We start from the raw sequence: 22,231 nt of genomic DNA on the forward strand, positions 1-22,231 counted from the left end.
CACCCGCTACGACAAGCGCGACGACAACTTCCTCGCTTCCGTCCAGCTTGCTTCAATCCGCATCTGGTTGCGTAGTTATGAGTCGGTCACCTAGCTCTATATCCGCAAGCGTAGCGAAGTCGAACCGGCGGTTCCGGCCGCGTTTGCCGACGCCACACTCGCTCGGCAGCGCGCCTTCGCGCGCAATGGAGTCTGGATCGCTGCGAAGCGCACGGGGGTATCGTATCGAGACACCGTAGCGCTCCCATCCGTCGACGGTAGACGTAATGATCGTCGCACTAGCGCCATCGAGATGACATTTTGGACGTGGCCGATCGGGCCATGTCGGCCAGGGGCAACTCGGTCAGGAATGATGTCGAGGTATTAGCCGCCAACCATCCTTTCGGCATAGGCGCTGGAAGTTCCCGGGACCGACAGCAGGACCGCTTCGGTCTGGCGGGTGACTTTTCAATGTCCGAGAGATCGGTGCGGTATACTTTGACGCCTCCTGGAGTAGACAGCATGTCGATGCGGGCGTGGATCGGCATGGTCCGTGCGTTTTAAACGCCAAAAAGTGCCTGTGTTCATTGAGTCCGAATCACGAATTGGTATCGCACCGAAATCGGGCGTCGCTGCCCAGCCCGCTGTTTTGTTTGTCTATGCCTGTGGCTAGCCACTCATGGCATGGGTTGTTGGGTGGACAGACCAGGAACGCGACATTCATGGCCCAGAATGTTCTAGCCTCAAGGGTCATACCGTATCCTTCGTGCCAATGCTGACGCTCGGCGTGCCCGACAGCGGCACCCACCGCCGTGATGCTCGGAGCGCTGCCCTGTCCGCAGCTCTTTGCCGAACGCCCCGAAATCGTCGGCGGCCTGAACGGATCGGTAGTGGAACCGTCCCTATCGAATTGCGGGAAGGGGCCCAACAGCTCAACCATAAAGGGGACGATGTCGACCCGGTATTTCCGACACTCAAGGATCAGGAGAAGGCGAGAGACATCATCACCAACGGGTGGGACGATATCGTTGGTGTCAAGGTGCAGTGCCTACTCCCTGAGGAGTACCTTGGCCCTATGTCCTTCAACAGTAGCATGGCTTGCGAAGCGCCGATTCCTCAGTAGTCAGCTTTGGATGGTCCACCTGCTACGTGGGCGGCAGGCAAGCGAGAAATTGGCTCCTGTGGCCATTGTCACTGCTGGGAGGTCTACGGTTGAAGCGACGGCAGTCGATTGGCAGTTGTATAACTCGAATTGGCCAACCATTTGACGTACGTGCTGGGTGAAAACCCCTTTCAAGGGGTTGCTGTGTGCAGGCGATCGCCTATGCGAATCACCTCCCGCACGAGAAGATCCAGATCCTCCTGCCGTGTACGGTGGTTGGCGATCGCGGCACGCAGGCAATGCTCGCCGTGGACGGTCGTGTCGGACACGACGGCGATGCCTTTTTCCTGTAGCTGTAGCATGATCTCGACGTTGATGTCCTTTCGCCGGGGCGCATCGGCATCGTGCGGCCGGTAGCGGAAGCACACGATGTTGACAATGGTCGGCGCGACCAGTTCCAGCTTCGGCTCGGCTTCGATCCTTTGTGCGAGATGGCGAGCCTGCGCGATAGCTTGGTCTATCAGCCGCCCGAATTTCGCGGCGCCATGTTCCTTCAGCGCCATCCATATCTTTAGGGCCCGGAAACCGCGCGAGGTCTGCAAGCCGTAGTCGGAAAGCCAGCCGCCCGCCGCCAAGCCGCGCGGCGCTGTTTCGAGATACTCGGCCGTCGTCGCGAAGGCGCCGCGGTGTGCGGCCGCATCGCGGACCAGCGCACATCCCGCTTCGAACGGAGCATGCAGCAGCTTGTGCGGGTCCAGAGCTATGGAATCGGCACGTTCGATGCCGCGGACCAGATACCGGTTTTCCGGCGCAATCGCGATGAGTGCGCCGACACAGCCGTCCACATGAAGCCAGAGCCCTTCGCGCGCTGCAAGGTCGGCGAGCGCAGGAAGGTCGTCGATCGCGCCCGTATTGACCGTGCCCGCATTCGCGATGATGCAGGCGGGACGGATGCCCCGCGCGCGATCCTCCGCGATCGCTGCTTCAAGCTCCGCTATGTCCAATCGGAGCGCTGCGTCGGTGCCGACGCGCATCAATGCACCGTTGCCGAGGCCGAGCGCCTCCACGGCCTTTCGGTGGCACGAATGTATCTGATCCGACCCGTAGAAGCGCAGCGGCTGCGGCATGGCCGCGACGCCATGCTCGCGAACGTCCACTCCGGCCTTGACGTTGCGCGCAACGGTCAGCCCGATCAGGTTCGCCATCGAGCCGCCGCTGACGAGCGTGCCGCTGGCCTCCGCCGGAAAGCCCAGCATCTCCTTGCACCAGTTGACGACCTGCCTATCGATGAGGGCTGCGGCATGGTTGCCGCCGCCGACGTTGGAGCCCTGGATCGCGGCCAGGAAATCGCCGAGCGCGCCGGTGAAATTGCTGGAGCCCATGTACCAAGCCCAGAACCGCGGGTGGATATTGCCCATAGGATAGGCCATCACGGCGTCGACGACCGTACGATAGACCTCGTCGAGCGGCGTAGCGCCGGTCGGCAGGGGGGTGCGGAAGATGTCCCGCACGTCCGCGGGCATGGCCTGCCAGACCGGCCGGTCGCGCACGTCGCGGAGATGGCCGATCGCATCGTCGACGACACGATGCAACAGGGTGGCGACCTCCGACCAGTCGGAAGGATCGAGTGTTTCTTCCTTCGGCATCCGGTCCATTGCCCGCGTCCCTTACGCCACAGCCTGGAACTGGGAGCCGGACGTGAAAGCGCCAGCTCTTCCTCGCTCATCTCGGCCTCGATACCGTCGAAGAGCAGTGTCATCATATGACATTCGCCCGTGTCGAGGTGTCAAGGTCGCGTTGCCAAGTTCAGCGGTCCATTCGGTTATTCTTGGCAGCTTGCGACGATGCAGGAAGAAGTCTCGTATGACGAGCTTGCACCTAGGCCTGCCGCTAAAGTGGCTGTGCATCGCGCCTGAGAAAACCGGCACGCGCCGGCTCAACAGCCGGCGCGTGCCGCAGATTGCCTAAGTTTTGCGATAGATCGGCCCACCTGAAATCTAAGGGGAATTTGTGTCGCAAAAATCCAATGCGAAAGTCGGAGATTTGCGACCGACTTTTGCGGCAATCAGGGCTTTCCGTATGCGGCGACCCTACCGCTTGCCTCGATCCTTGCCAGATCAAGGTTCCCAATCTTGCCAGCGTCGCGCATCGCATCCGGGGGGGATAGGAGTGGCCACACGACCGCCGATCAGGGAAAGGTCACAAGGTCACAGGGGGTTCCGTGTTTGCGAACCTCGCATTCCCTGCCGCCGCTTGATACGTTCCCTGTTCCAACGCCTAGGGAAATTCGGTGTAAGCCACTGAACTGTCGCGGCATTTTGCGGCGTCCGATCACGGAAGCAGGTGAAATCGGGCGAATTTCCCTGAATATTGGCTGCTATCAGGGAACCTGGATGCTGAGACCCTTTCGCGCGAGACTGCGCACACCACCAGCGGATTAGCAGTTTCAAATTTGATTGAAAAATCAACACGTTAGACGACCGCCACCTCCGTGTTGGCTTTCATTCAGACCAATCATTCAGACCAACACAACGGCGGCCCCGCCCTAATTTGAACGGGGCCCTTTCAGATCATCTTTCGGGCCTATCCTCAATCAACGCCCCGAGGGTCGCCGTGAGGGGTATCCAGTTTCCCAACGGCATCAGACGAGCGGCAGTGCGCAACTGCTGCTGTGACATCTCCTCACCCTCCCATGCGGATTTCATCGCGCCCCTTCCGAAGTTTCGGAGACCATCGATGTAGTCGAGCGCAGGGGACCCGAAGAAGGCGTCGGTGGCGGAGCCAGAGGCTCTAGCGTTACCGAACTGCGGCCCTATAGGGGTCCACATTGCAAGGCTATCGAGGAACATCGGGACCACCGAAGCGGTCGCCGTGCGGGCCCATCCGTTCTTGAGGAGGTTCACCGGGTCCATCGTCTCCTCCCAATACCTGTCCCATCCGTCTTGGGTGACTGCCGTACCGGCCTGACGCACCATGAAGGTGGCAGCGCCAGCGGCCAGTTCTCCGAGGAGGAGGACGAGCATCCGGGGATCGGTGAATGCGCCGTGGTTTAGAGACCAAAGCGTGGACTTGGCGAACGCGCCGAAGACGAAGGAGCGGAACTGCGTGAACAGTTGCGCCACGGGCCGGGACATCCACTTCGAGAGCCCTCCGAAGTCGTTCTGCTGGACGAGACGGTCAGTGTAGCGTCCGAGGAAGACCCGGTACTTGGTGACGGCATCCGCGTCCCACTTGCCGACGTTGACGCCGACGATCTTCCGGCCTTCGAACTCCGAGTGGTCGAGGAGGTTCTTGAACAGGAGATTGGCGTCCTGCTCTCCGAGGCCGATGGAGGCGAGCCGGTCGAGGTCCCGCTGCTTGATCTTGGAGAGATCGAAACTCCCGTCCTGCTGGCGGACCTTCCGGGCCATTCCCGCGATCTGCTGCGTGATGGCTTTCATCGCCCACCGCTGCTGGTAGTCGTGGATTTGACGCATGAACGAGACGTTGGTCGTGAGCCGTTGGCCCGCGTCCAGAACGTTGTCCACGAACTGCGTCACACGCCCACCTGGCTCTGCCCCGAGACGGTCGTCGGTGAGGCGGAGGTCGTAGCGGTTCCAGAGGTTGTCCAGACCGATGCCGGTCATGTCGGTGAGTTCGTTGAGGAGCTTGTCCTTGCTGGTTTTCCCCTCCATGACGGCTCGGGTCATCGATTGGATCGCCGGCATCTGCGAGACCGCAGACCGGAAGCCGGTCAGGGACACGATCTTCCACGTTTCCTGCACCTGATTGAGACCCATGTTCGACATCAGTCGGACGAACTGGAACGCCTTCGCGCGGCGTACCCACTGAGCGTAAGCCTTCTCGGAGCCGTAGACCGGCATCCCGTTGATACGCTTCCAGCCGAAGTCGATGTTCTCAAGCGCGTTGTTGAGTTCCGCGTCCTTCTCCCGCTTGGTCCCCGGCATGAGCCTGTAGCTCTCCGCGAGGGACTGCTTGAGCTTCGCCAGATCGGCCTCCGAACGGATGCCATCCGCGATCACGTCGCCGTTGGACGGGTTCATGATCTTGGTCTTTGCGAAGGCCACGCGGCCCGACATGGAGCGCGCGTAGCGGCGGTAGAGAAGCTCGGCGTCGTCCTCGAACAGGTCTCGGACCCGAAGCTGGTGGACGTTGCCCTGTCGATCCGCGACGGAGAACTTCTTGTTGTAGTCGAGGAGCGTCCGCTTCTTGAGGTAGCCCACGCCCTTGGAGTCGTCGGTGGTTTTTTTGGCGGCGTCCATCATCCCCGAGAGGAGGTCGAACACCTGACCCAACTCGTCGTCAGACAGGAGGCTCTTGTTGTCGAGGGCGTCGTAGAACGAGGACTTGAAGCCCTCCCGGTCGTTGAGGTGGATCGACTTGCTGATCACGTCCTCGATCCCGTAGCCCGCCTTGCGGAGGTTCGCCCAATAGCCTCGGGCCATACGCGCCGCGAGCTCGTCCGCTATGTCCGAGTGCTCACGGATAGCGCCCTTAATGAGCCCCTCCATAACCTCGTGGTGGAACATCGTGTCCACCTGAGCGATGCGCTCATGGTTCGCCACCAGAGGCAGGTAGTTGGCGTCGGCCTTACCGTTCCAGAGCCCGGCTTGGTTCATTTCGTCAGCGAAGGAGGCCATGCCCTTCTTGAGGGCGCTCGCCGCCTTGACGACATGCTGGTTCGTGTCCGGGGACGGATGGGGCTCCCAAACGTAGTCCGCGACGAGCCGGTTGAACTCGGCCTCGCGCTGCGCCTTGCCCGTCATGTTGAGGCGGGACAGCCCACCTTCCGCGATATAGGCGTTCTTGGCCGGGACGTACTCCAGATTGAAGTTGCCCTGCATCTGCCTGTGAAGCGCGGTGAAGCGGGAGTTCACGCTGTCGGGGACGACGCTGTGATCCTTGAAGCCCGCCGTCTCCTCAAAGAGGTTCTGCCCGATGAGGCGGGTGAGCGGGTTCTTGGCGGTCGTCATCTGGCCCGTCACGTCACCCTGTCGGAACCACCCGCCGAAGCCGGTAGCAACGTCCTCGTCCCTGATCTCGACGGAGAGGCTCCGTGCGTCGGGAATGAGGTTGTCTCGGGCCATCGGGTTTCGAGCCGCACCAGCGGAACCCGTAAGGTTCACCGGAGGGGCAGCGACACCGAGACGTAGCTCGGGCTTGTAGGCGTGAGCCACCTGCTCGAAGGCAAGATCGGCCTCGAAGGTGGTAGCACGGCTCCGCGTGAGGGCACCGCCGAAGGCCCCGAACAGGGCACCGACGCCAGCAGACATCAGGGGGTCCGCATGGGGGTCATCGAACAACCGCTGTGAGCCGTAGTCGATGGCAGCGTTGGAAGCTGCGCCCATTGCTGCACCCGCAGCGGCCCGACCGGCGACCGATAGGCCCCCATAGGCTGCACCAGCCATGCCGCCCGTGAGGAGCGAAGGAATGGCTACTACGGGGTCCGTAGCGCCCACCAAGAGGGATGCGCCCGTGGCCGACCAATCGCCAGCGGCAAGACGTTCTTGACGGACGACATCCTCCGAGGCCCACTTGAGGCGCTGTTGGAGGATATTCTCGGAGCCCGAGGACAGGATGAAGTCGTGGTAGGTGTCCGGGTACTGCTTCGCAAGCTCGACGCCGCGATCCTGCCCGATCTGATAACCGGGATCGATGGTGCCCTCGGAGGCCCACCGGAGCATCTGCCCGGTGATCGATTGCGACTGGAAGGCCGCACCCACCTCGTCGCCAAAGCTGTCGTAGGGCTGCGGATCGGGGTTGGCATTCCGCTCCACGATATTGACCGGGCGCTGTGTGCCGAGGGCCGCGTCCGGGTGCGTGGTGATGTCGGGGTTAACGTCGCCCTGGGTGTCCGGATAGTGGGTCCGCTCGGTGGGCGTATAGGAGCCCCCGAGAAGGGCCGCGGCCTTCCGCTTGTGACCTTCCATCTGGTGGTTCACCTTGTCGTCCGAGGTGCCCCAAGCGCCGCCGTTATTGGCGTCCGACTTGTGGCCCCCGTTGGGACTGCCGGTGTTGATGGTGGCGTACATCTGGTGGATGCTCATGCCCGGCTTGAAGCCGTTGGCAACGAGGAAGTCTGCCGAGGAGCGAACCGCGTCCTCGATAGGCATTCCACGGTAGTAGTTGAATTGTTTGCGCTGCGGCTCACCCATCTGGATCAGGCCGCGATGGGTGCCGTGTTGGGTCGTTGGACCCTTCTGCCAAGGGTCGAAGGTGCCGCCTGTCTCGTAGGACATGACCGTGGCGAAGTCTTGGGGGTCCGCCCCGATGCGTTCCGCTTCCGCCCTGATGGCGTCGGCCAGACGTGAACTCATTCTGTCTCCTATTGCGCTCTCGCGCTGTTCAATAAGAAAGACCCCCCTCAAGAGCGTTGAGCGCGTCTCGAAACGGGCCTTAAGGTCATTTTTTAGGGTGGTTGATGGTGGTCCTGACAGGGACAGCACCCCCGGCGAACTCACCTGCTCAACGAAAAAACAGCCCTGCCGGATGGGTGCCAGAAGGTGCTGAGGCAGGATGTGGACTAAGGGTTCTACCGGGAGGACTTCCGCTGTTCGTCCGTATTTATGGAACAGCCATTGAAACAGGGTCTCGGAGACCTGACGCCCAATCGCTGTCAGCGACGCTGCCGAGGCTGGTCGCATCTTCGCCGCCTCGATCGACCCGGTCGACGACCACATTGCCTCAGCAGACTATCGCCGTGGCCTGATCGCCGAACTCACGCACCGCGCCATCGAGGCGGCCTGCACCAGAGCGCTGGACAAATCATGATCGACATAACCCTGGAAGTGAACGGAAAAACCAAGACGCTGAGCGTCGAACCCAGACGCCTGCTTGCGGATGTCCTGCGCCAGGAATTCGGCCTGTCAGGCGTCCATATTGGCTGTGCCCACGGTGCCTGCGGCTGCTGCACAGTGCATCTCGACGGGACACCGCGGCTTTCGTGCCTCACCTTCGCCGCTCAGTGCGACGGCTCAGCGATCCGGACCGTCGAGAGCATTGGCGGGCCGACAGCGGAACACGCGCTTCAGCAGGCTTTCCGCAGCGAGCACGGCCTGCAATGTGGCTACTGTACCCCTGGGTTCATCATGACGCTGGTGCCTTTCGTCGAAGAGATGGTCGAGCAGAAGCGCCTGCCCGGCGATGAAGAGATCCGCGAAGCCATGAGCGGCAACATCTGCCGCTGCACCGGATATCACGGCATCGTCGCGGCCGTCCGCAAGGCGGTCAATCTGGGCCTTGGCGGAGGAATGTGAAATGATGGCTGATCGTCCCAAACATATCGGCGCCCGCGTCCAGCGCTTCGAGGATACACGCCTGCTGTCCGGCTCGGCGCGCTACGTCGACGACATCCGCTTGCCCGACATGCTCCACCTCTCATTCGTTCGCGCAGACACGGCACATGCCAACATCGTCGAGATAGATACCTCGGCGCTGGCCGATCTCGACTATGCGACCTGGGTGTTTACCGGCAAGGATACCGCCGGGCTGTCGATGAAGGCGCACCAGGACTATCCAGAAATGCAGTATTCCGAGCAGCCGCTGCTGGCTGAGGGCAAGGTGCGTTTCGTCGGCGAACCGGTCGCCGTGGTCCTGGCCGAGGATGCCTACAAGGCCGAGGATGCTGCCGAACTCGTCTTCGTCGATTACGAGACCCTGCCCGTCATAGGCACCATGGCACAGGCGCGAGACCCCTCGCTTCCACCGCTGTTCGACGGCTGGGCCAGCAACATCATCGTTCAACGCCAGATGAAGGGCGGCGATCTCGAAGCGGCAAGGGCCGCGGCCGCCCACATCATCAAGCGCACCTACAGCACCCAGCGCCAGGCTGGCGTGCCGATGGAATGCCGGGGCGTCGTCGCCAGCTACGACCATGCCGACCGCGTGCTCACAGTCTGGTCGTCAACCCAGATGCCGCACCTGGTACGCACCTACATCTCCGAGGAACTGGACCTGCCGGAATCCCGCATCCGTGTGGTCGCGCCCGATGTTGGTGGTGGCTTCGGGGTCAAGGGCCAGGTGTTCGGCGACGAGGTCCTGGTCGCCTGGCTCGCCATGAAGACCGGACGTCCGGTCAAATGGATCGAAGACCGCCGCGAACACCTGATTGCAAGCATCCATGCCCGCGACCATCAACACACACTTGAGGCATATGTCTCGGCCGATGGCCGGCTGCTCGGGCTCAAGGCGGATATCACGGTAGACAACGGCGCCTATTCGACCTTTCCGTTCACCTCTGCGGGCGAACCCGGCATGGTCGGCAAGGTCCTGCCTGGCCCCTATGACTTCCAGGCCTACGAGGCGACATTCCGTGCGGTCGCGACCAACAAATGCGCGATCGGCACCTATCGCGGCGTCGCACGCCCCTCGGCGGTGTTCTCCCAGGAGCGCCTGATGGACGACATCGCCAAGGAACTGGGCATGGACCCATTTGCCTTCCGGCTAAAAAACATGATCCGGCAGTTTCCGTACAAGAACGTGCTTGGCTTCAGCTACGACGAAGGCTCCTACGCGCAATCGCTCGAGCAGATGCAGGCGCTGCTGGCCGAGGACGTGACCGAAGCTGCGGCCTCGCGCGGTTCCAGCACCAAGCGCGTGGGCGTCGGCATCGCCTGCTTCATCGAGCAGACGGCGCATGGCACGCCCGATTTCACCAGGCGCCGCGTGCCGATCGAGACCGGCTATATCGCTGCCCGGGTCGAGATGTCGCCAGACGGCGAGGTCACGATCGACCTCGGACTGCAAAACCATGGTCAGGGTCTCGAAACGACGATGGCCCAGGTTGCCGCCGATGCGCTCGGGGTGAACCCGGAGAACATCTATGTCCGCCACGGCGACACGTTGACCACGCCCTATTCCGTAGGCACCTGGGGTAGCCGCGGTGGGGCTCTGGGTGGCGGTGCCGTGCATCTTGCCTCGCTCAAGCTCGCCGCCAAGCTGAAAGCCATCGCCGCCCACCTGCTTCAGGCCAAGCCGGATGAGATCGAACTGTCAAACGGCAATGCCTATGTCCGCGATGCCGAACAACGTTTCATTGCCATCCGCAAGCTCGCGCGGGCAGCGCTGCGCAACGTCGATCAGCTTCCCGAGGGCATGCAGCCGGGTCTTGAAGCCGAGCAACGCCAGGATGGCCCCAGGGACGGCACCTATTCGAATGCGGTGCATGCCGCCGTTGTCGAAATCGACATCGCGACCGGCAAGATGAAGTTGCGGCGGTTTGTCGTGGTCGAAGACTGCGGCACCATCCTCAACCCGCTGGTGGTGGACGGCCAGGTACGCGGCGGCGTTGTCCAGGGCATCGGCTCGGCCATGTTCGAGCATTTCATCTACGATGCCGAATGCCAGCCCCTGACCACCAGCTTTGCCGACTACCTGATGCCGCTGGCGCCTGAAATCCCCAACATCGAGGTTCATCATATCGAGACCCCTACCCCGTTGACACCGCTGGGTGCCAAAGGCCTGGGAGAAGGCGGAGCGATTGGCCCTGCGGCGGCCATCGCCAATGCGGTGGCCAATGCGCTGGACGTCGGCGTCTCTTCGACACCGCTGAACACCAATGCGATATGGAAGCTCTCGCAACATCTTCGCGGGGCGGCCTGAGGCCGCCGCCCTGCCAAAGTGGAGGCCAACAAAAAAAGGCCGGCGGAGCAATCCGCCGGCCTTTTCCGCTTCACTCAGCTTCGACCGCAGCCTCAGGCAGCTGCGGTGTTGAACTCAGCGATGAGCCCGTCCCACACCGGAACCATGGCCATCAGGCCGTCCCAGAAGGACTGTTGGCGCCGGCGTGAGAAATCCTCAAGCGATACGCCCTGCTGTTCCACCCAGGTGTAGTAGCCGAGATTGAAGATGCGCTCGCGATCAAGCCGCGTCAGCTCGATCATTGCATCGGTCCGCACGCCCGCCAAATGCTCGCCGAACACTTCCGCTGCCGACAGCGCATCGAACACGCCTCCGAACGAAGCATCCAGGACCTTGCCGAGCTGGGATTCGTACATCGCAGCACCATCGGTGGCGACCGTCAGGACGACGTCTTCGGGACCAAGATCCAGATATCTGGCCAGCTTGATTGCCGCCACGATGTTGGCGATCGATGACAGGCCAAGATGGGTGAAGCTGCCGATCGTCTCGTCCGACAGACCTTTGTGATTGCGCAGATACGCACGCCCTGCCGGATGGTTGAAAAGCAGGTTGAGGCTATCGGGAGAACGCTCGGATACCCCGATGACATAGTCCGTATTGAAGACATTGTGGATCAGCGGCACATGTTTGTCGCCGATGCCCTGGATGTTGTGCTCGCCATAGCCATTGTTGAGCAGCGTCGGGCACTCGGTGGCTTCCACGGCAGCGATCTGACAGCCCAGGCGTTCCTTGAGATGGTCACCTGCTGCAAGCGTACCGGAGGAGCCGGACGCGGCGACGAACGCCCGCGCCCTGAGCTTGCCGTTTGTATTGACGGCGTTGAAGACCCGCTCCAGCGCCAGTCCGGTCACCGCGCGGTGCGCGATGTAGTTCCCATATTCGCTGAACTGGTTGAGGATGACGTTGCGCGCATCCTTTGCCAGTTCGTGGCAGGCGTCGTAGATTTCCTTGAGGTTGCTTTCGCTGCCTGGCGTACGCAGGATGTCGCGCGGGTCGGCGGTCCATTTTTCCAACCAGCGGAACCGCTCGGGGCTCATTCCTTCCGGCAGCACGGCAACACTGCGCGCCCCAAGGATCGTCGATATCGCAACCCCGCCGCGGCAATAATTGCCTGTCGATGGCCACACCGCGCGCTGGTTGTCGAGATCGAATTGTCCGGTGACCAACCGAGGCACCAGACAGCCATATGCCGCCAGCACCTTGTGTGCCGCAATCATCGGAAAGCGATCGCCGACCGCAACGACGATCCTGGCGCGCACGCCCGTCAGTGCTTCAGGCAATATGATATGGCACGGTGTTTCAGTCTGTCCGCTCCGGTCAGGCCCATTGTGCCAGTGAACGCGAAAGAGGTTGAGCGGGTCGGCGGCATCCGGTTCGATACCGGCCAGTGCAGCGAGAGCCGTCGGATCGATGGTCTCCGGCCGCGCCAGTTCGGATAGTTTCGGCAGCTTGACGCCAGCTTGCCTGAAACGGGCAGCAGCCCGGCCGCGCACATCGGCGTCAACAACATCAGTTGCAAACAGATCGCTCATCGACGTCCCTCACAAGGCCGCAGCATGGGCGTGAAATGCCGGTGTCGCCGCCCCATGCAGAAGCGCTTCATAGAGCTCCGGATCTGTTGCACCTTCGGTGCCGATCAAAAGGATATGCGAGCCGGCGTCGAGACCGAGCGTGGCACGCATCGATGGGTCGCCAGCAGCGGCGATCAGTCCTGCAAGGCCTGCAACGCCGGATTCGCCAATGCGTAGCGCTGGGTCGTTGGCGACGGGACGGGCAAGCTTTCTCAACGCATCGACGGCCGCGCCATCACCGACATCGAGGTAATAGTCGGCACTCTTTTCGAGAATTTCCCAGGCTGTCAGCGACGGCTCATAACATTCGAGCATCGCCATCACGGTGGCGTCACCGGCTTCGATCGACATCCGCTTGCCGGCGGCGGCACTCATCTGCAGGCAGGCCGCCTTGTCGGGCTCGACGACGATGAGTTTCGGGCGCTGCGCCCCGTCCCGGTCCAGAAAATATCCGGCAACGACCGCTGCAAGACCACCGACGCCCCCCTGAATGAAGACGTGCGTGTAAGGCTGCCTTGCCTGGGCGGAGATCTCGCCCAGCATCAAGGTGTAACCCTGCATGACCATGCCGGGGATTTCGGTGTAGCCCTCCCAGGCAAAATCGGAGACCGTCGTCCAGCCTTCGCGGTTCGCCGTTTCGCTCGCTTCTGCGACGGACTGGTCATAATTGCCATCGGTCCGCCGGATCTCGGCTCCAAAGCCGGCAATGGCCTTTTCGCGCCCGACGGAAACCCCGCTGTGCAGGAAGATTACGCACCGGCAGCCGAACATCTGGGCGCCGGCCGCAACGGAGCGGCCATGGTTGCCATCGGTGGCGCAACACACGGTGAGGTCGGCTGCGACCTGCTTGACCGCTTCGGAGAGCAACTCGGCCGGTTCGACATCACGACCGAGAACCCGCGCTGCATGGTCACGAACCAGGCGGGCGACGGCATAGGCGCCGCCGAGCGCCTTGAAGCTGTACAGGCCATAGCGGTGGCCTTCGTCCTTGAGATCGACAGATGCGATGCCCAGGGTCGCAGCGAGACCAGGAAGGCTCTCCAGCGGTGTCGGCGCATAGATGGGAAAGGCGGGAAGAAATTCACGGACGATCGCGGGAGCGCCAACGCCAGCAATCGCAGCTTCCGTTGCGCTGAGGGGCATGTTCCGCTTGGCGGAGCGATTCTCGACTAACTTCATTGCGAACCTCATTTGCTCTGCCGGGCACATCTGGCGCCGGACCTTTGGGCAATGCTCTCCAGGAGCCAGCGCGCGCGTCTCCGCGCGCCGCAAGCGACGTCGTCGTCCAACCGGTTTGGCCGGGTCTATTCTAGATTTTCGGTCTCAAGTGCGAGCAGCACATCGGCAGCCGCGCCTGCCAGCAGATCGACGTGCTGGCGCATCAGGCTGTGTGCCAGTTCTTCGTCGCCCGCCACGATCGCATCGACGATACCCCGATGCTCGATGACGGACTTCGCCATCTTGCGCGGCGTCGTGATGTGACGCCGATAGACATTGAGCCGGTTGCGCAGCTTGCGGCTCTCGACCTGCAGGAAGACGTTGCGCGAACCGCGGAAGATCGTGTCATGGAAGAGGTTGTTGGCTTCATAGAAGCCATCGTGGTCTTCCTTTTCGGCTCTCGCTGCGCACTCGTCGTGCCATTTGCGCATTTCGGTGAGCTCGTCGCGCGTCATCCGGCGGGCGGAAAGACGGGCCGAAAGCCCCTCATACTCCGCCATGATCTGGAACATCTCGATCAGCTCGGCGGTGGTAAGCCGCTTGACCGTCGCACCCTGGTTCTTGCGGATGTCGACGAGGCCGCTTGAGGCGAGATGTCGAAGCGCTTCCCGCACCGGGGTGCGCGAAACCTCAAAGCGGCGTGCAAGCGACTGCTCGTCCAGCCGGTCGCCCGGCTTCAGCACGCTGTTGAGAATGTCATCTTCAAGAAGGCGGATCAGGTTGTCCGCAGACAGCCTGGTTTCCCTCTCGTCATCCATGACTTCGCTCACCGTTTACTCCCAGATCTGCCGCATCTGACGTTAGATGCATCCTTGGCGGACGCGATGCAAGCTTTCCGCCACCGATCCCGCTCAGGCTTACTGCTGAATTGTGATGACCAGGTATTCCGCCTGCTCATCCGCCTCATTGACCGTGTAGTGCGGGTCGCCCGGCTCGAACAGGACGGACTCGCCCGGCTTGAGCGTGAAACGTTCCTTGCCCGTGTCGAAGGTCATCTCGCCCTTCACCATGTAGAACGCCTGCGCCCAGTCGTCGTGATGATGAAGATCGCCGCCGCCACCCTTCGGAGCTTTCGAAAGCTGGATGCAGAAATTGTTGCCTTTGAAGGGCACGATGTCGAGCACATTGAGGCCACCAAAGTGATTGGGCGGGGTGATGCCCGTGGCCGCAGAGTTCTTCCATATGTTCATGCTGTCTCTCCAGATATCTTCGTGAACAACGGCTACGAGATGTAGGCCATGTAAGGGCTGATGACGCTGCGCACCGGCACCTGGATCAGCGCCGGCTTGCCGCTGGCAATGGCGTCGGCAAGGGCCTTCTGGATGGCATCGGCATCGCGGGCAAAATAGCCTCGCCCGCCCAGTCCCTCGGCAACCTTTGCCCAGTCGCGACGTGGCAGGTTCATCTCGTAGGTTTCACCGAAGCTCTGTTCCTGTGGCAGGGCGATCGCCCCCCACATCTCATCGTCGAGCACGACAATGATGAATGCCCGACCGTAGCGTTCGGCGGTATCGAGTTCCGAAATGTGGAATCCAACGCCACCATCGCCGACGAACACGATTACCGGCGCATCCGGATCGGCAAAGCACGCGCCCGCGCCATAGGGAACCTCGGCCCCAAGGGCTCCGGACTGGCCGGCGCGGAGATAACGGCCCACTGCCGGAACACGCAGCCGCGCATCCGCCCAGAAGTCGATATTGCCATGCGAGGTGACGAAGATCGCATTGTCGGGCGCAGCAGCACTTACCGCATCTATCGCAGCGACTGGGTGAATGCCTGTGGCATCGCCCTCGCCCAACTGGCTTTCGCGCTCGCTCTGCCAGGCCGTGACCAGGCCGTCGCTCCAGAGCCGATCGATCTGCAAAGGTGACATCTCGGCAACGACGTCGAGAAAGGCTGCAGGCGATGCGGCAATGGCGATATCGGCCTGCTTGTTGCGATGCAGCAGTTCCTGGTCGGAACAGACCTGAATGATGCGGGCGTCCTGGCCAACCGTGTCGCCGAATTCGAGATCGAATTCGAAATGATGGCCGAGCAGCAAAATGCAGTCCGCTTCCTTCATCGCCCTTCGCAGCGTTGCATTGCAAGGCGCGTAGGCAGGTCCCATCCACCTGGGGTGCCGCTCATCGACGATGCCGCGTGCAAGCCGCATCGTGGCGAATGCGAGGCCGTGCTTTTCGACCACTTCCGTGATCCGATCGGTGCGGTCCCAGAACAATTCATCGCCAAGGACAAGCAGCGGTCTCTTGGCCTGCGCCAGCAGGGTGCGCGCTGCGTCGGCATCACGTGCGGGCACGCCGGCAATGCCGGGCATCGGCGGACAGGCGCTCGCCACCTCGGTGCTCAGCGGAGTCGACAGAATGTCTGTCGGCACCTCGAGGAACACAGGACCGGGCCGACCGGCCCACATCTTGCGCCAGGCAATGTCGAGATATTCCTGCAGCCGGTTCGGATCGGTGCAGCGCGCAGCCCATTTGGTGACCCCCTTCATGATCGGCAGGACATCATAGGCCATTCCGGCGCCACGTTCGGCCGACTTGGTACCGGCCTGGGCTCCGACGATGATGACCGGCGTGCCGGCGAGCATGGCGACGAGCCCTGGCGTAACCGCATTGGTAACGCCGGGTCCGAGCGTGACGACCGCAGCACCGGCCTTGCCGGTGACCCGCGACTGGGCCTCGGCCATAAAGCAGGCTGCGGCCTCGTGGCGGGCATGGATGAGCGGAAGCCCCTGATGCGCACAGGCACGATAAACCGAATTGATCGGCCCGCCCGAAACGGAAAAGATGTTCTGCACGCCGACGGCCTTGAGCCAGGCGACGACGGCTGCACCGCCGTCCATGGTTGCGCTCTTGGCGGACTGGTTCTTAGTAAGCACGAGATTTTCCTCCGTCGAGGGCGATGGCCGTGCCGGTAATGAAACCGGCCCGCTCGGAGGCGAGCGTGGCGACAATCGCGCCGAAATCATTGGGGTCGCCGAACTTGCCGACCGGCACTTCTTCAAGCCACAGCGCTTCCGCCGCCTTACGGTCCAGACCGTCTCGATCCATGCTCGACTGGATCAGATACTCCATGCGGTCGGTGGCAAACGGCCCCGGACAGAGGCAGTTCACCATGATGCCTTCATGGGCGAACTCGATGGACAGCGACTTGGCCAGGCCGACCACAGCCAGGCGCACCGAGTCCGACAGAACCATGTTGGGCTGGACCACCTTCACGCCGACCGTCGTAATGAAGATGATGCGGCCCCAGCCGCCGGCCTGCATATGCGGCAGCACCGCGTGAGAGAGCTCGACAAGCGGCAGAAGGCTCTCGTTCAGCGCCTGCTCCCATCCATCGCGTGAAACGCTGAGGAATGGTCCGGCAGCAGGACCGCCGGTATTGCCGACAAAAATGTCGAGGCCACCGAAATTGGCCACCACCTCGTCGACCGCCGGCTTGAGCGTCGTACGGTCCGTCAGGTCCATCTTGACCGCAATTGCATCGGCTGCACCCGCATCAAGCAGTTCGCGCACAAGATCCTGCATCGCTTCGGTGTTGCGTCCCGCGACGGCAACCCACGCACCCTCGGCGGCCAGCGCCAGGGCAGAGGCTCTGCCAAGCCCGCGGGAAGCGGCTGTAACCAGCGCGCGCTTACCTTTCAAACCAAGCTCCATTTGGCCCCTCACTCCCGTCTGTCGATGAATTCTGGCTACCAGCGTGTAAACACGTTGTCAATTACTGTAGACAATCTTTTTTATTTTGCATACAACCATGATGGAAAAGTTGCCAATCCGGCAGCGAGCAGAATGCCCAACCCATGGAGATTCACGTGACTGACCGCGCCTACATTCCAATCGTCGTCGGCAATAAGGTTCTCAACGAAGGCTCCGACGGCGTCGGCCAGTCTTTCGACCCGGCAACGGGCGTGCTGGTCGCCGAGTTCGCACGTGCCGGAGCAGTTGAAGTCGACATGGCAGTCGCCGCGGCGCGCGAGGCGTTCGACAATGGACCCTGGCGGCGCATGCGTCCGTTCGAGCGTGGTCGCATCCTGCACCGCATCGGCGAGTTGATGCTGCAGCGGCGCGACGAGATCGCCCGCAAGGAAAGCATCGACAGCGGCAAGCCCCTGCGCGACTCCTATTGGGAGGTCGACTGCTCGGCCCGCTTCTTCGAATTCTATGGAGGTGCCGCCGACAAGCTGCATGGCAGCTCGATCCCGCTTGGGCCCGACTGGTCGGACTGGACGGTCAAGGAGGCGATCGGCGTCAGCCTCCACATCATTCCGTGGAACTACCCCTTCCAGCTCATCGCCCGCGGCGTTGCGCCGGCGCTTGCCGCCGGCTGTGCCGTCATCATCAAGCCGTCGGCCGACACGCCCGTCACGGCCTATGAATTCATGAAGATATGCCAGGAGGCCGGCCTGCCCGAGGGCCTGGTCAATCTGGTCAACGGCCGCGGTTCCGTTGCCGGCGACCTGCTCGCCCGCCACAAAGGGGTCGACCAGATTACCTTCACCGGCTCCGTGCCGACAGGCGAGCGCGTACTGGTCGCCGCCGCCTCGCACGCCATCCCCTGCAACATGGAGCTCGGCGGCAAGTCACCGCAGATCCTGTTTGCCGACGCCGATCTCGACAAGTCGCTGCCGATCGTCGCCGGCGGCTTCCTTACCCATTGCGGCCAAGTCTGCAACGCCGGAACCCGGCTGTTCGTCGAGCGCTCGATCCACGACCGCGTCGTCGACAAGCTGCATGCCCGCATCAGCGCGATGACGCTCGGCGCCGGCGTCGACGATCCGGACATGGGGCCGCTGATCAGCAGGGCACACAAGAACGATGTCGAGCGCTATTATGACATCGCCCGCAAGGACGGCGAACTGCTGCTCGGCGCCGACCTGCCGAAATCGGCTTCACTCGCCGAGGGCGCCTTCGTCAGGCCGGGCCTGGTTATAGGAGCCAACAACAGCACCCAGATCGCACGTGAGGAAATCTTCGGGCCGATCCTGACCGTCATTCCGTTCGACACCGCTGAAGAAGCCGTTGCCGGTGCCAATGACTCGCCCTTTGGTCTTGTCGCCGGCATCCACACCACCAACATCAACAAGGCCCTCGGCGTCGGCGAGAAGCTGCGTGTCGGCCAGGTGTGGATCAACGCCTTCGGCGTCGGCCTGGATGTCGAATTTCCCTTTGGCGGCTTCAAGCTGTCGGGCTTCGGCCGTGAAAAGGGTCTCGAGGCGCTTAGCGCCTACCAGCAGGTCAAGAACTTCGCGATCCATCATCCGCTTGCCTAACTGCCCCCCCCGACGGCCGGTGGGTCCATCAGCCGTCACAAACCTTCAGAAAGTGTGTCGGCGCTGGGCCATACCGTACGGGCTCCGCAGAGGCTGCTTTCTCAGTGGCGGCGGCAGAAGTGCTCGGTGCCCGGCCGCCGGCGAGCAGCGTCGGACAAGCCATACGAGACTTCCTCCTCGGTGCCAAAGTCAACCGTCACCGGCTACGGGAGGCAGCGCCGCCGCAGACTCATCAGCCCCCTGCACAGGTTTCGAAGTTCCCGAAATCCCTGTTCATATTGGTAAGGAAATACAACGTAAACTTCTGCATAACCTCAACAATTCGCCGTGGAAAATCGACGAGAACTTGGCGCTGGCCGCGAGATCATCGAGTGAGACTCGTTCGCAACGAACCGCACACCACAGCGGATTTTCCCGTAAGTTCGATCTCCTCGCCCCATGGTCCCGCTCCAGTCGTGCGGCGTGGTCATGCCTGCCATTGGGAGTGCGCATGTTGGCCATGAAAACATCTAATTGGCGCATGCGGCGCACAACGGCTAACCGTCAGCCTATGTGGCGATCATCCTGTGGCAGCGAACGGCATGCCAGGATCGTCGAGATGCTGATCAACACGCCGACGACCTCGACCGCTCCAGGACGGCACGTTCGGCTGCCGAGGGATAGCCCACGCAAATGGACAAGACCAAGACTGCGTGGACAAACCAACGATGGACGATGCTCGCCCTCGTCGTAATGATCGGCGTCAATCTACGACCCTTCATCACCGCACCAGCCACCCTGCTCCCGTCCATCGTCGAAGACACCGGCATGGGATATGCCGGCATCTCGTTGCTCACTTTGCTGCCGATGGCGCTCATGGGCATCGGTGCCTTTGTCGCGCCGGCCATTCAGGCCATGGTCGGAACACGGCAAGGGTTGCTGGCAGCACTCGCCTTGCTGATGGCGGGGTCCTTGCTGCGGTTCGTCGCCTTCAATGACGCTACGATGATCCTGACGGCCATTCTGTGCGGTGCGGGCGTCGCCTTCGTCCAGGCCGTGTTTCCCGGGATCATCAAAGCTCGCTTCCCTGCAAGCGTACCGACGGTCACCGGACTGTATTCGGCCATGATCATGGCCGGCGGCGCGGTTGGCGCGCGGCTGATGCCTGCGTTGGCAAATGCAGGATACAGCTGGCGGGCGGCTCTCGCCTGGCTGGCGGCGCCCGTTTTCGTGGCGTTGCTGGCCGCCTCCCGCGTCCTCGCCAATGCGAAAGCGACGGGACCTGCCAGGCCGATGACAAGGCTGCTTCTGCTGCGCCCGCGCACCTGGGCACTGATCGCGGCGTTCGGGCTGGTCAACAGCGGCTACTCGTCGATGGTGGCCTGGCTTGCACCCTACTACCAGGCCCAGGGCTGGACGAATTCGCAAAGCAGCAACCTGGTAGCCATCATGGCACTGTGCCAGGCGGTCTCGGCCTTCGGCCTGCCTTTCCTGGCCCGCGGCGCAAACGATCGGCGACCCTGGCTCTTGTTTACGGCCGCCGTCCAGATCATAGGCTTCCTGGGCCTGGCATGTCTTCCAGCACCCTGCGCCTGGTTATGGGTCGCACTCTGTGGCGTGGGCCTCGGCGGCAGCTTCGCGCTCGCCATGGTAACCGCCCTCGACCATCTGCCCCGCCCAGATCAGGCGGGCGCACTTGCCGCGGCCATGCAAGGGGGCGGGTTCCTGATCGCGGCGCTGGGACCTTACGCCATGGCACTGATGCATGGTTTTACTGGGAGTTTCGCGACCGGCTGGGTCATGCACGCCATGCTCGTAACCGCAAGCGCGCTCGTCTATTTCCGTTTCGATCCCAGCCGTTACGGCGAGGTCATGGAGCCGATCGAACCATATCGATCCAGTCCCTCTGCGGCTGCCTAGTTTGACAGCGCATTGCCTTCCGGTGACGCCCGGAAGCACGGTTCGGAGGATGGATCTGCAGCACGCTTTTGGCCGCTAGCCACAAGCACCACCAACAGCGCATTCAACAAAGAATGGGGTCGGGTAAGCGCTTATTCCGGCGCGACCGGCAAGGCACGTTTGTGCGCTGTCGCCAGATGCATCGCGAGGATCCGCTGGCGAGCAGGTTCGGCAATCGATTTGCCTTCCAGAAAGTCGTCGATGTTGTCGTATGTTACGCCATACACCTCTTCATCGGGCCGCAGCGGCGCATCGTTTTCGAGGTCTGCAGTAGGCACCTTTTCGATCAGTGTCTGCGGTGCGCCAAGATGCGCGGCGATCGCGCGAACGCGCCGCTTCGTGAGACCTTGAAGTGGCGTGATGTCGGCAGCCCCGTCGCCGAACTTGGTGAAGAACCCCATCAGCGCCTCTGCCGCATGGTCGGTTCCGATCACCAGGCCGCGCACGGCACCCGCCAGCGCATATTGCGCAATCATGCGCTGGCGAGCCTTGATGTTGCCCAGGTGAAAATCCAGCCGGGCCGGCTCGAAGAGGTCACCTGCATCACGACGGACGTCCGCCAACATGGCGTCCGCCGCCGGATTGATGTTGATCGTCACCGTGCGGTCCGGGCCGATCGCATCGAGCGCAGTCTGCGCATCGGCCTCATCGGCCTGGATGCCATAGGGCAGGCGAACGGCGATGAATTGCGCCTCATGACCGTGGTCGCGCAGGCGCCGGACGGCGGCTTGCGCCAGCATCGCAGCAGTCAGGGAGTCAACACCGCCGCTGATCCCAAGGACATAGGCGCGCATCGCGGATGCCCTTAGGTAGTCGGCCAGAAACGTGATGCGCCGCTCGGTCTCCGCACCGGCGTCGAAGACCGAAGCCACCCCAAGGGTCCGGATGATGTCAGCCTGTAGCTCAAGCACGATGCGCGCTCCCCGTTGTGGTCTGGCAGTACCAGCTTTTGGCGAAAGAAGGTCGCGCAGGTAATTCGCGAAGTACCGGCAGTGTCAATGCCCCTACATCGAGAAGGCATTGCCGACTTGCCGGACTTTCACGAGCCGAGGCCGCGCAGCCCTCTGGGGAAGCTGACGCGGCCTGTTCTGGTCATTTCGGAGTGCGAGGGGCTCAGACCAGCACGTCGCCGTCGCGGGCGACGATGCGTCCGCCCGAAATGACCAGCTTGCGCGGGGGGCAACGGATCAGCGCATCGGAGACGTTTTCGGCATCGACCAGCACGATATCGGCGCGCGAACCCGCGACCAGGTCATGCACGTCGCGTCCGACAAAATGCGCGCCGCCCTTGGTTGCCAGTTCCACGGCAGCAAGGAGTTTGTCGTCATGGCGCAGACCGCTCAACCGTGCGAACTGATGCGCGACGCGCAGCATGTCGCCATCGCCGAAGGGCGACCACAAATCGCGGGTGCCGTCGGTGCCTAGCTGTCGAAGCTATGAAGGTTGTTCATTCGAGGAGGGACTGAGAAGCTGGGGTTGCGAAGCCAACCAACCTTCAGTGGAGCTCCCCGAATG

13 protein-coding genes and 2 pseudogenes are annotated in these 22,231 nt (G+C 62.4%); 4 read left to right on the forward strand and 11 right to left on the reverse strand.

Annotated elements, in window-relative coordinates:
• Window positions 1–175: 175 nt before the first annotated feature.
• The 3 genes and pseudogenes from HNQ95_RS33885 to HNQ95_RS31755 form a co-directional block, all read right to left on the reverse strand.
• Window positions 176–539: pseudogene (locus HNQ95_RS33885) on the reverse strand (CusA/CzcA family heavy metal efflux RND transporter); the annotation flags it as partial.
• 733 nt (window positions 540–1,272) lie between these two features.
• Window positions 1,273–2,736 (reverse strand): pyridoxal phosphate-dependent decarboxylase family protein, encoded by a 1,464-nt coding sequence (locus tag HNQ95_RS31750; protein ID WP_154387367.1) that lies wholly within the window; start codon window positions 2,734–2,736, stop codon window positions 1,273–1,275.
• Window positions 2,737–3,651: 915 nt separating this feature from the next.
• A complete protein-coding gene (locus HNQ95_RS31755; RefSeq protein WP_182576129.1) occupies window positions 3,652–7,398 on the reverse strand; it encodes a hypothetical protein in 3,747 nt (1,248 codons plus the stop codon).
• Between the two features lie 450 nt (window positions 7,399–7,848).
• Here HNQ95_RS31755 and HNQ95_RS31760 point away from each other — a divergent pair, with 450 nt between their 5' ends.
• Window positions 7,849–8,337 carry a (2Fe-2S)-binding protein gene (locus HNQ95_RS31760; RefSeq protein WP_067956321.1) on the forward strand — a complete coding sequence of 163 codons (489 nt, stop codon included), beginning with the start codon at window positions 7,849–7,851 and terminating at the stop codon, window positions 8,335–8,337.
• A 1-nt stretch (window position 8,338) separates the two neighbouring features.
• A complete protein-coding gene (locus HNQ95_RS31765) occupies window positions 8,339–10,681 on the forward strand; it encodes a xanthine dehydrogenase family protein molybdopterin-binding subunit (RefSeq protein WP_154387370.1) in 2,343 nt (780 codons plus the stop codon).
• Window positions 10,682–10,773: 92 nt separating this feature from the next.
• Here HNQ95_RS31765 and HNQ95_RS31770 read toward each other — a convergent pair whose 3' ends face one another.
• From HNQ95_RS31770 to HNQ95_RS31795, 6 genes are all read right to left on the reverse strand, one after another.
• Window positions 10,774–12,252, reverse strand: coding sequence for a pyridoxal-phosphate dependent enzyme (locus tag HNQ95_RS31770; protein ID WP_154387371.1), 1,479 nt, complete (start codon window positions 12,250–12,252; stop codon window positions 10,774–10,776).
• A 9-nt stretch (window positions 12,253–12,261) separates the two neighbouring features.
• The gene (locus HNQ95_RS31775) at window positions 12,262–13,500 is read right to left on the reverse strand and encodes a diaminopropionate ammonia-lyase (RefSeq protein ID WP_312874172.1); all 1,239 of its coding nucleotides are present in this window, start codon (window positions 13,498–13,500) and stop codon (window positions 12,262–12,264) included.
• Between the two features lie 95 nt (window positions 13,501–13,595).
• Entirely contained in the window at window positions 13,596–14,279 is a 684-nt protein-coding gene (locus HNQ95_RS31780) for a GntR family transcriptional regulator (RefSeq protein WP_208993679.1), read from the reverse strand.
• 87 nt (window positions 14,280–14,366) lie between these two features.
• Window positions 14,367–14,699, reverse strand: a complete 333-nt coding sequence (locus tag HNQ95_RS31785) for a cupin domain-containing protein (RefSeq protein WP_067956317.1) — start codon at window positions 14,697–14,699, stop codon at window positions 14,367–14,369.
• Between the two features lie 32 nt (window positions 14,700–14,731).
• On the reverse strand, window positions 14,732–16,387 hold the full coding sequence (locus tag HNQ95_RS31790; RefSeq protein WP_169808301.1) for a thiamine pyrophosphate-binding protein: 1,656 nt from the start codon (window positions 16,385–16,387) through the stop codon (window positions 14,732–14,734).
• On the reverse strand, window positions 16,377–17,153 hold the full coding sequence (locus HNQ95_RS31795) for an SDR family oxidoreductase (RefSeq protein WP_158282797.1): 777 nt from the start codon (window positions 17,151–17,153) through the stop codon (window positions 16,377–16,379). The genes HNQ95_RS31790 and HNQ95_RS31795 overlap by 11 nt, the downstream gene beginning before the upstream one ends.
• Window positions 17,154–17,320: 167 nt before the next feature.
• On the opposite strand from HNQ95_RS31795, the gene HNQ95_RS31800 reads away from it, so the two are divergent.
• Window positions 17,321–18,778, forward strand: coding sequence for an aldehyde dehydrogenase family protein (locus tag HNQ95_RS31800; RefSeq protein ID WP_169808300.1), 1,458 nt, complete (start codon window positions 17,321–17,323; stop codon window positions 18,776–18,778).
• Between the two features lie 714 nt (window positions 18,779–19,492).
• A complete protein-coding gene (locus HNQ95_RS31805; protein ID WP_246670923.1) occupies window positions 19,493–20,677 on the forward strand; it encodes a cyanate transporter in 1,185 nt (394 codons plus the stop codon).
• A gap of 131 nt (window positions 20,678–20,808) precedes the next feature.
• Here HNQ95_RS31805 and nadE read toward each other — a convergent pair whose 3' ends face one another.
• Complete coding sequence (gene nadE, locus HNQ95_RS31810; protein WP_246787046.1) at window positions 20,809–21,630, reverse strand: NAD(+) synthase; 822 nt, start codon at window positions 21,628–21,630, stop codon at window positions 20,809–20,811.
• A gap of 199 nt (window positions 21,631–21,829) precedes the next feature.
• Window positions 21,830–22,129: pseudogene (locus HNQ95_RS31815) on the reverse strand (amidohydrolase family protein); the annotation flags it as partial.
• Between the last annotated feature and the right edge of the window lie 102 nt (window positions 22,130–22,231).

This window comes from Aminobacter ciceronei, assembly GCF_014138625.1.
In the GTDB taxonomy this organism is placed as follows: Bacteria; Pseudomonadota; Alphaproteobacteria; order Rhizobiales; family Rhizobiaceae; genus Aminobacter; species Aminobacter ciceronei.

What these genes read in the sequence shown, in the direction of transcription:
- HNQ95_RS31750 (WP_154387367.1), bottom strand. Translation starts at nt 2,736, where the DNA reads ATGGACCGGATGCCGAAGGAAGAAACACTCGATCCTTCCGACTGGTCG.
- HNQ95_RS31755 (WP_182576129.1), bottom strand. Translation starts at nt 7,398, where the DNA reads ATGAGTTCACGTCTGGCCGACGCCATCAGGGCGGAAGCGGAACGCATC.
- HNQ95_RS31760 (WP_067956321.1), top strand. Translation starts at nt 7,849, where the DNA reads ATGATCGACATAACCCTGGAAGTGAACGGAAAAACCAAGACGCTGAGC.
- HNQ95_RS31765 (WP_154387370.1), top strand. Translation starts at nt 8,339, where the DNA reads ATGATGGCTGATCGTCCCAAACATATCGGCGCCCGCGTCCAGCGCTTC.
- HNQ95_RS31770 (WP_154387371.1), bottom strand. Translation starts at nt 12,252, where the DNA reads ATGAGCGATCTGTTTGCAACTGATGTTGTTGACGCCGATGTGCGCGGC.
- HNQ95_RS31775 (WP_312874172.1), bottom strand. Translation starts at nt 13,500, where the DNA reads ATGTGCCCGGCAGAGCAAATGAGGTTCGCAATGAAGTTAGTCGAGAAT.
- HNQ95_RS31785 (WP_067956317.1), bottom strand. Translation starts at nt 14,699, where the DNA reads ATGAACATATGGAAGAACTCTGCGGCCACGGGCATCACCCCGCCCAAT.
- HNQ95_RS31805 (WP_246670923.1), top strand. Translation starts at nt 19,493, where the DNA reads ATGCTCGCCCTCGTCGTAATGATCGGCGTCAATCTACGACCCTTCATC.